Raw genomic sequence first — 12,958 nt, 5'->3', positions numbered from 1 at the left:
TCGGCTTGAATAATGCAAGAATCATTGCATATGTCGCGTGGCTGGGTACAAAATTGTCGCTGAATCAGGATCTTAATCGCCCATGAAGGGTAAATATAAAGCCATTATTGCGTTGCTGCTGATTGCTATCTTGCTGTTGTTGACGCTCACGATGACTATCGCCAATTGGCTGCCTACGCTTGCAGGAATCTGGCTGCCGAAAGGGACACGCATCGCCATGGAAGCAAGCCCGAGGTTTAAACGTGGCGCGATCCTTATTCCTGACTTGCGCTACCTTGCCGGGGATTGCGAACTCGCGATCATTAAAGACGCCACCCTCAGCCATCCGAAGCGCTGGCGTATCCACCTTGATACGCTCAATCTTGACGTCGATTGCCTCAGTAAAATGCCGCTTGATCAGTCTGGCCCGGCGGCACCGCGTACGCTTGCCGAATGGCAATCACTGCTACCTGAAAGCCTTATTACTATAGATAAGGTCAATATTACCCCGTTTCAACAGTTCTCCGGTGCCTTAAACCTGAGTCTTTCACCCCAGCAGCAAACTCTTCATTACGCAGGCCCATCTTTCAGTGTAGATGCGCAACTGAACGGCCAGTTATTAGCGTTACAAAAGTTAAAGATTCAGGCGATAGCGGGGATGGAGCCGCTCGAACTGGCCGGCCAAATCACGTTGCCGCCACTCACGACCAGCTTGCCGGAAGAAGGCTATCTCGCGACCACACTGCGCATTCCTCAAGAGTCTGAACGGGTCGATGTCGCCCTGGCCTGGCAGGCTGAAGAGGGGTCATTAACCGTGGAAAAACCGGGTGCGACTGAACCGTTGGTGTCGTTGCCCTGGACTGTCAGCGACACGATTTTTGAAGTGAACGGTGGGCGGTGGTTCTGGCCATACGCAGGTATTCCACTGCGTGGGGGAATTGCGCTACGGGTGGATGACTGGAAACAAGGGCTGGAAAAGGCCGTAATAAGTGGCCGGATGAATGTCATCACCGAGGGCAGTGCAGGTAAAGCGAATGCGGTGCTCAGTATCGGTCCTGGCAAACTCAGTTTGATTGACAGCGCGTTGCCGGTGCAGCTAACCGGTGAAGCCAAGCAGGATGGCATGGTGTTTTACGCCATGCTGCCGGGCGAAATTAGCGGGGCACTTGCCACCCCTAAACTGCTGTTCCGGCCTGGCGCGTTGCTGCGTTCCCGTGGGCGCGCCATCGACGCTCTGGATGTGGATGAAATTCGCTGGCCGCTTGCGGGGGTGAGTGTCACGCAACAAGGTGTTGATGGGCGATTGCAGGCTATCGTGCGTGCGCATGAGAATCAGATGGGCAACTTTGTGATTCACCTGGATGGGAAAGCGGACAACTTTTTACCGGATGCCGGTTTGTGGCGGTGGAAATACTGGGGTAATGGCGAGTTCACACCGATGCAGGCGAAATGGGATGTGCGCGGTTATGGTGAATGGCGCGACAGTGTGATTGAACTTACGTCGCTCTCGACCGGCTTTGACAAACTTGAGTACGGTTCAATGCTCGTCACCGAACCGCGCCTGAAACTCGACAAACCGCTGCACTGGCAGCGCGATGAATCGGACCCCTCGTTTGAGGGCTCGTTCACGTTAAATGCCGGTAAAACGACCTTTAGCGGCGGTAGCACGTTACCACCGTCGGTATTAGCCTTCAGCGTTACGGGCAAAGACCCGTCATCATTCCAGTATAAAGGCGATCTGCATGCGGGGGAGATTGGGCCGGTGCGGGTCAATGGCCGTTGGGACGGAGAACGCCTACGCGGTAACGCCTGGTGGCCACAACAAGTGCTGACGGTATTCCAGCCGTTGATCCCTGCCGACTGGCAAATGACCTTAAAAGACGGCACGTTGTATTCACAGGTCGCTTTTTCTGCGGCTGCGGGCCAGGGCTTTGAAGCCGGTGGGCATGGTGTGGTGAAAAGCGGCAGTGTCTGGATGCCGGATAACCAAATTAACGGTGTTGATTTTGTGCTGCCATTCCGTTTCAGCCACAGTACCTGGCAATTAGGGACGGACGGGCCGGTGACGCTGCGCGTTGCCGAAGTCAAAAACCAGGTTACCTCGACCAATATCACCGCTGATCTTGAAGGTTGGTACCCGTGGAGTGACGAACGCCCACTGACACTCAGTAACGTTAACGTCGATATTTTGGGTGGGAAATTGCGCGTGCAACAACTGCGCATGCCACAACGTGACGCCGCCTTGCTACGCTTAGAAAACATCTCGTCGAGCGAATTGGTCACGGCCGTCAACCCCAAACAGTTCACGATGTCCGGACGTGTAAACGGTGCGCTGCCGCTGTGGCTTAATCATCCGCAATGGATAATCAAAGACGGCTGGCTGACCAACCCAGGGCCGCTGACATTACGACTGGATAAAGACATGGCGGATGCCATTGTTGAGAACAATATTGCCGCAGGGGTTGCTGTTAACTGGTTGCGATATATGGAAATTTCTCATTCCTGGACGCATATCAATTTAGATAACCTTGGTGTACTTACACTGCAGGCGAATGTGCGCGGCACCAGTCAGGTTGAAGGGAAAAGGAACGAAGTGCGGCTGAATTACAGCCATCAGGAAAACCTCTTTACGCTTTGGCGCAGCCTGCGTTTTGGGGATAATTTGCAAACCTGGCTTGAGCAACATACCGCACTACCGGATGTGCGTTGTCAGACACGCGATAAAGCTTGTGAGGAAACACAATGAAGATCGTCATCGCTACACTCCTGGCGACAGGGATTGCCACATTAACGGGATGCACTCCGCGTATCGAAGTCGCGGCGCCAAAAGAGCCCATTACCATTAATATGAACGTTAAAATAGAGCATGAGATTCATATTAAAGTGGATAAAGACGTTGAAACGTTGCTTAAAAACCGCAGCGATCTGTTTGGCACGGAGTGAGCGTCATGAAAAATATCGTTAAAGGCGTTGTATTGGCGAGCATGATGATGAGCTGCCAGGTTTTGGCGTTAACGTTGTCCGAAGCCCGTCAGCAAGGCCGCGTAGGGGAGACACTCAGCGGTTTTATTGCCCCTATCAAGCAGGACAAAGAAACGCTGGCATTGGTAAAAAGCATAAATGAAGCGCGTTCGGAGAATTATCAAAAGCTGGCGGATAGCAATAACATATCGGCAAACCAGGTGGCTGAACTGGCAGGGCAAAAGCTGGTGGCGCGGGCGCAACCGGGCGAATATGTGCGCGGTATTAACGGGCAGTGGATGAAAAAGTAGCACGTTACCTCAGGTGCTGGACTACAGTTTAGGGACGAAAAGCCACTGATTTCTTCCTTACAGCCGGTATCGAATGGGGAACAATTGATGAAAAAGATTATTCTGGCCGTCGCGTTATCTTTAATTACCACGGCAGCGTTCGCTCAATTGACGTCGACCTCAAGCATCAATTCCAATTCAAACAGCTCGTCCACGACCACCGGCCAGCTATCAACGACAGCCCAGACCACGATCGATTTGCTCGGGAGTGATACGGTCGCCGGTATCGGGACAAGCGATACCGTGGCAGGGCTAGGTGGGAGCGACTCACAAACCAGCAACCCAGTTTCTTCACCAATGCCTGCGTTTGGGCACACGGGCAACCTCAGACAACCGGGCTCAATACGCCGCTAAAGCGAAATGCATTCTGAGCGATGGCGATCCAATCAGGCGTGCGGCGGGAATCCTTGAACATTGGAAAAGACCGTTGCTCACCTGAGTGGGCTTTGCGTTTGGGTGTTATTAAATTGTGTTGGTGTAAGTGTTTAAATATAAATATGTTAACAACCGATTAAACATCATTGATGTGTTTCATTTTTATTCTATTTAACCCTTCCTCTTATCTTCTTTATAGATTGATTTCACTTGAGAAAGTACCTGTCTGTTGAAATGTGTAATTTTGCCTGTTTTAGCGCCTGAAACCTTCCCGTAACCTCCCGCATGTACAGCGCGAAAACCTATATATAATGCTGATAATTTGTTTTTTAACCGCTTTAATCTCTGTGTAACATTGTCTTTGTAGCATGAGAGGTTAGTTGCCGATCTTTACACTGTTTTTCGTAAGTATTACAAATCGGAAACATTAAGAAATCGAACAAATAAATTATTGAGCAGAGAGCAAAAAGAACCTATATTGGCCGCGATTTTTACAGGTGCTTAGTTTTTCTAATTCATTTAATCAGCTGCGAAATTAACGAGTTAGCAGTTGTAGGAGAGATATGATGACGGATAAAGTCCGTATTGACAGTTTAGGTGCGAATTCATTAAACGGAAATAATGAAACCTATTTAGCAAGACAAGCTGAATTTGAATCGAATGTTAGGAGTTATCCACGTAAATTGCCTTTTGCAATTGCGAAAGCCAATGGTGTTTGGATCACCGATGTTGAGAATAATCAATATCTTGATTGCCTTGCGGGGGCAGGTACACTTGCTCTTGGACATAACCACCCTGACGTGCTGCAAAGCATCCAAAATGTCATTACTAGCGGCTTGCCGTTACATACACTGGATCTGACCACGCCGTTGAAAGACCAGTTCTCCGAATATCTTCTCTCTTTATTGCCAGGACAGGGTAAAGAATATTGCCTGCAATTCACCGGCCCATCTGGTGCAGATGCCGTTGAAGCGGCGCTGAAACTGGCTAAGAAAGTGACCGGCCGTGCAGGCATTATCAGCTTCTCCGGCGGCTATCACGGCATGACTCACGGCGCACTTTCTGTGACAGGCAACCTGTCTCCGAAAGAAGCTGTCGACGGTATGATGCCTGAAGTTCAATTCATGCCTTACCCGCATCAGTACCGCTGCCCGCTGGGTATTGGCGGTGAAGCTGGCGTTAAAGCATTAACCTATTACTTCGAAAACCTGATCAACGATGTTGAGAGTGGCGTGCGCAAACCTGCGGCAGTCATTCTGGAAGCGGTTCAGGGTGAAGGCGGCGTTAACCCGGCGCCGAAAGAGTGGTTGCAGCGCATTCGCAAAGTGACCCAGGAACACGGCATTCTGCTGATCATCGATGAAGTGCAGGCTGGTTTCTGCCGTACCGGCAAACTGTTTGCCTACGAACACGCTGGCATTGAGCCAGACATCATCGTGATGTCTAAAGCAGTGGGTGGCGGCTTGCCACTGGCCGTGCTGGGTATCAAGAAAGAGTTCGATGCATGGTCACCAGGCCACCACACCGGTACTTTCCGCGGTAACCAATTGGCAATGGCAACCGGCTTGACCACGCTGAAGCATCTGACAGAAAACAAGATTGCTGACAAAGTTGCAGCACAAGGCGAGTGGCTGAAAAGCAAACTGGCCGATCTGCAAAAACGTTACCCGGTTATTGGCCAGGTTCGCGGTCTGGGCTTAATGATCGGTATTGAGATTGTTAAACCAAACGAAGCGAAAGATCATATGGGTTGCTACCCGGCTGACGCTGAGTTGTCCGCATTGCTGCAGAAAAACTGCTTCAAAGCTGGCCTGATTCTGGAGCGTGGTGGCCGTAACGGTTGCGTACTGCGTCTGCTGCCATCCCTGCTGATCACCAACGATGAGCTGGCTATTTTCCTCGACAAATTTGAGCAGGCGCTGTTGGCGTCCGGCATCAAACCTGTTTGAGTGGAGTGAATGACCACAATGTCTGATTTAAACCCGATTCTGGCAGGCTCTGCGCAAAGCACTGAAGCCTACCAGCAGGCGATTGCGCAGACCAGTGCGGCTGTTGTGCAGTGGCTACAGCAACCTGAGATGTATCAGGGCAAAAGCGTTGCTGAACTGCGTGAGCGCATTCAACTGGATTTTAATCCGCAGGGCCTGGGCAACCAGGCTGCTATTGAACGTGCCATTGAGTTCTTCTTGAAAGACAGCCTGTCGGTGCATCATCCGCAGTGCGTCGCGCATTTGCACTGCCCAAGTCTGGTCATCAGCCAGGCGGCTGAAGTGCTGATCAACGCCACCAACCAGAGCATGGATTCCTGGGATCAAAGTCCATCAGCGACCATCATCGAGATGAAGCTGATTGAATGGCTGCGTGCTCAAGTGGGGTATCAGGCAGGCGACGCGGGTGTATTCACCAGTGGCGGCACCCAAAGTAACCTGATGGGTCTGATGCTGGCGCGTGACGCGTTCTTTGCCCGCCAGGGTCACTCCATCCAGCAGGATGGTCTGATCGGCGATCTGAGAAAGATTAAAGTTCTGTGTTCTGAAAATGCCCATTTCTCGGTGCAGAAGAACATGGCTTTGATGGGCCTCGGATACCAGTCTGTTACGCTGGTGAAAACCGACGAATTTGCACGCATGGATTTCAACGATCTGCGTGAGAAAGTGGCGCAGGCGCAAGCCAACGGCGAGCAAATTCTGGCGATTGTCGCGACAGCCGGTACCACCGATGCGGGTGCCATCGACCCATTGCGTGAAATTGCGACCTTTGCCGCGCAGCACCAGATTTGGGTGCACGTTGATGCAGCGTGGGGCGGGGCATTGCTGATGTCCGAGAAGTATCGTGACTATCTGGACGGCATTGAATTAGTGGATTCCATTACTCTGGACTTCCATAAACAATTCTTCCAGACCATCAGCTGTGGCGCATTCTTGTTAAAAGAAGCCCGTCACTATGAATTGATGCGCTATCAGGCGGCTTACCTGAACTCTGAGTTCGATGAAGAAGCTGGCGTGCCAAATCTGGTGTCTAAATCTTTGCAGACGACTCGTCGTTTCGACGCACTGAAACTGTGGATGGGTCTGGAAGCGTTGGGTCAGAAGCAGTATGCCGAAATCATCGATCACGGCGTGACACTCGCACAGCAAGTTGCGCAGTACGTGGCTGAACAGCCGTCTCTGGAACTGGTGATGAAACCACAACTGGCGAGCGTATTGTTCCGTTTCCGTCCTGAGCAGTTAGCTGCCAGTGGTGATGCGGCAATCGCGCTGCTGAACCAGAAAATTGGTGATGCATTGCTGGATTCCGGTCGTGCCAACGTCGGCGTAACGGAACATAACGGTGTTACCTGCCTGAAAATGACGTTGCTGAATCCAATTGTTACGCTCGAGGATATTAAACTCCTGCTTGCGTTAGTTGAGAAGACCGCACAGCCATTGCTGGCAAATTAAGTTAAAAGTCACTGGGTGGTTAATACCACCCAATGACTCATTCATTTCCCTGCAATGTAATTCGCTTCATGAATATAGCATTTCAATTATATTCACCAATGTTATCCCCTTTGATTGCCACCTTTGTAACTCATTGATCTATTGTGCTTGTTTTTATTAAATAACACTAATTGCAAAACAATTTCCACACAGTTAATATTGCTTTAAATCCCTGTTAGGCAAAATGAGTGAAAACCACACTTATGCTTAACTCCTGCCCGCGTTTCACGGATGAAAACGTTATGATTATTCTGACGACGATAACTTTTATTATTTTAAGATTTTGTTATCCGCAATATGATTGGAATGGGCTGCGCAAACGGGTCTTCATATGGTGGGCAATGAATTGCTTATTTGCTTTTGCGTTGCTTTATTCCGAGTGGTTTGGATTAACCTTTTTAGCCTCTTCTTTTTTATTAATATTTATACTTCTATAGAAGCCTTTAACGATATTGTTCATATTCAATTGTCTCGCGCACCGTAATAAGAGGGGCGCAAAACTCTCGAGGACTCTTGGTGGCTGGCAGGTCATCGGTTGGGCGTTATTGATTTCACTTCCTTTTATGCTGATAGGCTTTATTTTCTGGTACCAAGGCCTCGCCGTTGGCGGAATTGCTGCGTGGTGGGCTCACGTAAGTTTGGATAGATTTACCTGGGAAATAAAGGTGTGTGTTGCAACAGGCGCTAAATAAGCTAAGTTTTCCGGCCTGAAACAATAAAAAAACGGCAAACATGATATTTGCCGTTTTTTAAATCGTTTTACCCGGTCAATGATGACGAGGAATTATGCGGTTACGATGCTATCAATTGCCGCTTTAGCATCGCTTTGTGCTTTGCTTGCCACTTCCGGACCGTATGCAATACCTTCAGCAAACACATAGTTCACATCGGTAATACCAATAAAGCCGAGGAAGATATTCAGATACGGAACCAGCAGGTCGGTTGGGGTATCTTTATGGATGCCGCCACGGCTGGTCAGGATCACAGCACGTTTACCGGTAATCAGGCCTTCCGGACCTTTCTCGGTGTAACGGAAAGTCACACCTGCACGCGCAACCAGGTCGAAATAGTTCTTCAACTGTGTTGGAATGTTGAAGTTGTACATCGGTGCGGTGATAACAATCACGTCATGTGCTTTAAGTTCAGCAATCAATTCGTCAGACAGTGCCAGTGCTTCTTGCTGACGTGGAGACAGTGGGGCATCGCTTGGACGCAGCGCGCCAACCAACTCACCATCCAGCACTGGGATTGGGTTTGCAGCCAGATCACGCACGGTGATCTCATCTGCGCTATGCTGTTCACGCCATTGTTCAACAAAATAGTCAGACAGTTGATTTGACTGTGAATAACCTGCCAGGATGCTGGACTTCAGGACTAAGACTTTGCTCATGGGTGATTCCTTTTTTGTGTTCATTCGGACAGATTGCCCGTTCGCTGAGAAATACTTTATTCACAATCCGATTGCAGTGATAGCGCAATATATCGAACTCTATGTTCGATTTTATTGAACAAGGCGTCAAAAGGTGCAATGTGCTAATCTAGCGCTAATTGATAAAACAGACTTACCAGGCAGTGCGCTGCCGTGATGATTACGCAATGGAAAACATAAAACCCTCACTGTCCTCATTATTCTCTCGCCTCGACGGGCTAATGCTACGCGACAGACAACGCTTCTCTCGCCGTTTGCATGGCGCGAAGAAGGTGAAAAATCCTGAATCGCAGCAAGCCGTGTTTGATTCACTGGCTGTGGAAATCGAAGCGGCTGCGGGTAAGGTTCTGCTACGCAAAGCGTCGCGGCCTAAGATTACTTATCCTGAAAACCTGCCTGTCAGCCAGAAAAAACAGGACATTCTCGAAGCCATTCGTGACCACCAGGTGGTTATCGTGGCCGGGGAAACCGGTTCGGGTAAAACCACACAGCTGCCAAAAATCTGCATGGAACTGGGGCGCGGCGTTAAAGGCTTGATTGGCCACACGCAGCCTCGTCGTTTGGCGGCGCGAACCGTTGCGAACCGTATTGCGGAAGAACTGCAAACGGAACCGGGCGGATGTGTGGGCTATAAGGTGCGTTTTACTGACCACGTCAGTGAAAACACCATGGTCAAGCTGATGACCGACGGCATCCTGCTGGCGGAAATTCAACAAGACCGCCTGTTGATGCAGTACGACACCATCATCATCGATGAAGCGCACGAACGCAGCCTGAACATTGATTTCCTGTTGGGCTATTTGCGTGAATTACTGCCGCGCCGCCCGGACCTGAAAATTATTATCACGTCTGCGACCATTGACCCGGAACGCTTCTCGCGTCATTTCAATAATGCGCCCATCATCGAAGTTTCAGGCCGTACTTTCCCGGTGGAAGTGCGTTACCGCCCGATGGTTGAAGATGCTGACGATACCGATCGTGACCAGTTGCAGGCGATTTTTGATGCCGTCGATGAACTCGGCCATGAAAGCGCCGGAGACATTCTGATTTTCATGAGCGGTGAGCGCGAGATTCGTGACACCGCTGATGCCCTGAATAAGCTGAATTTGCCGCACACCGAAGTGCTGCCGCTGTACGCGCGCTTGTCGAATAGCGAGCAAAACCGCGTTTTCCAGTCACATGTTGGACGGCGCATTGTGCTGGCAACCAACGTAGCTGAAACCTCGCTGACTGTGCCTGGCATTAAATACGTTATCGATCCCGGCACCGCGCGTATCAGCCGTTATAGCTATCGCACCAAAGTGCAGCGCTTGCCGATTGAACCGGTTTCACAGGCCTCGGCAAACCAGCGTAAAGGCCGTTGCGGACGTGTTTCTGACGGGATCTGTATTCGTCTTTATTCCGAAGACGATTTCCTGTCTCGCCCGGAATTTACCGACCCGGAAATCCTGCGCACCAACCTGGCGTCCGTTATTCTGCAAATGACTGCGCTTGGCCTGGGTGATATCGCCGCATTCCCGTTCGTCGAAGCACCGGATAAGCGCAATATTCAGGATGGTGTGCGCCTGCTCGAAGAGCTGGGTGCTATCTCCAGCGATGCCGACCTTAGCGTGTATAAACTGACGCCGCTTGGCCGCCAGCTTTCGCAGTTGCCTGTCGACCCGCGTCTGGCGCGTATGGTGCTGGAAGCGCAGAAATTTGGTTGTGTGCGTGAAGTCATGATCATTACGGCAGGCCTGTCTATTCAGGACCCGCGCGAGCGTCCGATGGACAAACAGCAGGCGTCAGATGAAAAACATCGTCGCTTCCATGACAAAGAATCTGACTTCCTGACATATGTGAATTTATGGAACTACCTCGGTGAGCAGCAAAAAGAACTGTCGTCTAACCAGTTCCGCCGCCAGTGCAAACTTGATTACCTGAACTACCTGCGCGTTCGCGAATGGCAGGACATCTACACCCAGTTGCGCCAGGTGGTGAAAGAGTTAGGCTTGCCGATTAATAGCGAACCTGCTGATTTCCGCTCCGTTCACTGCGCATTGCTGACCGGCTTGCTTTCACATATCGGCCAAAAAGATGCCGATAAACAGGAATATACCGGCGCACGTAACGCCCGCTTCTCCATCTTCCCTGGCTCCGGTTTATTCAAGAAACCACCAAAATGGACGATGGTTGCCGAACTGGTGGAAACCAGCCGCCTGTGGGGGCGCATTGCCGCGCGTATCGACCCGGAGTGGGTAGAGCCGCTGGCGCAGCATCTGCTAAAACGCTCTTATAGCGAACCGCACTGGGAGAAATCGCAGGGCGCGGTGATGGCGACGGAAAAAGTCACGCTTTACGGTTTACCGATTGTGGCTGCCCGCAGTGTGAACTACAGCCAGATTGACCCGGCGCTGTGCCGTGAACTGTTTATTCGTCATGCTTTAGTTGAAGGTGACTGGCAGACACGCCACGCGTTCTTCCGCGATAACCTCAAACTGCGCAACGAAATTGAAGAACTTGAGCATAAGTCCCGTCGCCGCGACATTCTGGTGGATGACGACACGCTGTTTGAATTTTATGACCAGCGTATCGCTCACGACGTCATTTCTGCCCGCCATTTTGACAACTGGTGGAAGAAAGCCAGTAAAGAGACGCCGGACCTGCTCAATTTCGAAAAGAGCATGTTGATAAAAGAGGGCGCGGAAACAGTCAGTAAACTCGACTACCCGAACTTCTGGCATCAGGGGAATCTCAAGCTGCGCCTGACATATCAGTTTGAACCGGGCGCAGACGCTGATGGTGTGACGGTGCATATTCCGCTGCCGCTGCTAAACCAGGTTGAAGAGGCCGGTTTCGAGTGGCAAATTCCCGGTGTGCGCCGCGAGCTGGTGATTGCGCTGATTAAGTCGCTGCCAAAACCTGTGCGCCGCAACTTTGTCCCTGCGCCAAACTACGCCGAAGCTTTTTTAGGCCGCGCCACGCCGCTGGAATTGCCGCTGCTGGAAAGTTTAGAACGTGAATTCCGCCGCATGTCCGGCATCACCATCGACCGCGAAGACTGGCATTGGGATCAGGTGCCCGATCACCTGAAAATGACTTTCCGCGTGGTTGATGAGCACAACAAAAAACTCAAAGAGGGTAAAGACCTCACCGAGTTGAAAGGTGGCCTGAAAGATAAAGTCCAGCAAACACTCTCGGCGGTGGCAGACGACGGTATCGAACAAAGCGGCCTGCATATCTGGAGTTTCGGTTCATTGCCGGAAAGCTACGAGCAAAAACGTGGCAATTACCGCATGAAGGCGTTCCCGGCGCTGGTAGATGAAAAAGAGAGCGTAGCAATCAAGCTGTTTGATAATCCGCTTGAACAGCAACAGGCGATGTGGCGCGGTTTGCGCCGTTTGTTGCTGCTGAATATTCCATCACCAATTAAGTATTTGCATGAAAAACTGCCGAACAAAGCCAAACTCGGCCTGTACTTTAACCCGTACGGCAAAGTGCTGGATCTCATCGACGATTGCATTTCTTGCGGCGTCGATAAGCTAATTGCTCAGGCAGGCGGCCCTGTGTGGAGTGAAGAGGGCTTTGCCGCACTGCATGAAAAAGTGCGCGCCGAACTTAACGACACGGTGGTGGAAATTGCGAAGCAGGTCGAACAAATCCTGACGGCGGTTTTCAATATCAATAAACGCCTCAAAGGGCGCGTGGATATGACCATGGCGTTGGGTTTGTCGGATGTGAAAGCGCAGATGAGCGGGCTGGTGTATCGCGGTTTTGTCACCGGGAATGGCTACAAACGTCTTGGCGATACGTTGCGTTATCTGCAAGCCATTGAGAAGCGCCTCGAGAAAATGGCGGTCGATCCGCATCGCGATCGTGTGCAAATGCTGAAAGTGGAGCATGTCCAGCAAACCTGGCAGCAGTGGCTGAATAAACTGCCGCCAGCCCGCCGTGTTGACGACGATGTGCTGGAAATCCGCTGGATGATTGAAGAGCTGCGCGTCAGCTTCTTTGCACAGCAATTAGGTACGCCGTACCCGATTTCGGATAAGCGTATTTTGCAGGCAATGGACGCTATTACGGGGTAGTTTTTAGTCATAGTCCTCGTATGGGGGCTATCACATCGTTGCCGGGATGTGATCTGCGAATCCGCTGTTTTTCCGTTCACCCGTGCGGTTGATTATCTCTGTCACCGTTGCGAACGGTGAACGTGCCAGGAGGATTACGCCATCCTCCTGGCAACCTCGGCGCCCGGTCTTTAAATTGCCGCTGCGCGGTAAACCCCAGCTTATCCCCAACGTTCAGGGTCGTTCGCGACTCGCTCCTGGCGATCGCTCACTGGCGTGGTTCCCGACCACGCCACCCTGACTTGTGGGGAACGCTGGGGCAATTTATACCGGGAACAA

At 51.1% G+C, this 12,958-nt stretch carries 8 protein-coding genes and 1 pseudogene; 8 read left to right on the top strand and 1 reads right to left on the bottom strand.

Going from position 1 to position 12,958, the window contains the following annotated elements:
* Nucleotides 1-82 precede the first annotated feature (82 nt).
* The 7 genes and pseudogenes from RHD99_RS12285 to RHD99_RS24015 form a co-directional block, all read left to right on the top strand.
* Nucleotides 83-2,725 carry a YdbH family protein gene (locus RHD99_RS12285; RefSeq protein ID WP_309874124.1) on the top strand — a complete coding sequence of 881 codons (2,643 nt, stop codon included), beginning with the start codon at nt 83-85 and terminating at the stop codon, nt 2,723-2,725.
* Nucleotides 2,722-2,922 (top strand): YnbE family lipoprotein, encoded by a 201-nt coding sequence (locus tag RHD99_RS12280; protein ID WP_183271479.1) that lies wholly within the window; start codon nt 2,722-2,724, stop codon nt 2,920-2,922. The genes RHD99_RS12285 and RHD99_RS12280 overlap by 4 nt, the downstream gene beginning before the upstream one ends.
* A 5-nt stretch (nt 2,923-2,927) precedes the next feature.
* Nucleotides 2,928-3,251, top strand: coding sequence for a YdbL family probable chaperone protein (locus RHD99_RS12275; RefSeq protein ID WP_183271478.1), 324 nt, complete (start codon nt 2,928-2,930; stop codon nt 3,249-3,251).
* A gap of 87 nt (nt 3,252-3,338) precedes the next feature.
* Nucleotides 3,339-3,644: a hypothetical protein gene (locus RHD99_RS12270; RefSeq protein WP_309874122.1), complete on the top strand. Its 306-nt coding sequence runs from the start codon at nt 3,339-3,341 to the stop codon at nt 3,642-3,644.
* 584 nt (nt 3,645-4,228) lie between these two features.
* A complete protein-coding gene (locus RHD99_RS12265) occupies nt 4,229-5,614 on the top strand; it encodes a diaminobutyrate--2-oxoglutarate transaminase (RefSeq protein ID WP_183271476.1) in 1,386 nt (461 codons plus the stop codon).
* A gap of 18 nt (nt 5,615-5,632) precedes the next feature.
* A complete protein-coding gene (locus RHD99_RS12260; protein WP_309874121.1) occupies nt 5,633-7,105 on the top strand; it encodes a pyridoxal phosphate-dependent decarboxylase family protein in 1,473 nt (490 codons plus the stop codon).
* 530 nt (nt 7,106-7,635) lie between these two features.
* Nucleotides 7,636-7,764: pseudogene (locus RHD99_RS24015) on the top strand (EamA/RhaT family transporter); the annotation flags it as partial.
* A gap of 164 nt (nt 7,765-7,928) precedes the next feature.
* Here RHD99_RS24015 and azoR read toward each other — a convergent pair.
* Nucleotides 7,929-8,534, bottom strand: coding sequence for an FMN-dependent NADH-azoreductase (azoR, locus tag RHD99_RS12250; RefSeq protein ID WP_183271472.1), 606 nt, complete (start codon nt 8,532-8,534; stop codon nt 7,929-7,931).
* Between the two features lie 206 nt (nt 8,535-8,740).
* Between azoR and hrpA the strand changes: the two genes are divergently transcribed.
* On the top strand, nt 8,741-12,640 hold the full coding sequence (gene hrpA / locus RHD99_RS12245) for an ATP-dependent RNA helicase HrpA (RefSeq protein ID WP_309874120.1): 3,900 nt from the start codon (nt 8,741-8,743) through the stop codon (nt 12,638-12,640).
* Nucleotides 12,641-12,958: the final 318 nt, after the last annotated feature.

It is taken from the genome of Buttiauxella selenatireducens (assembly GCF_031432975.1).
Classification (GTDB): Bacteria; Pseudomonadota; Gammaproteobacteria; order Enterobacterales; family Enterobacteriaceae; genus Buttiauxella; species Buttiauxella selenatireducens.
Note: the sequence above shows the minus strand (reverse complement) of the source record. Positions and strands in the feature narration are given on the sequence as shown.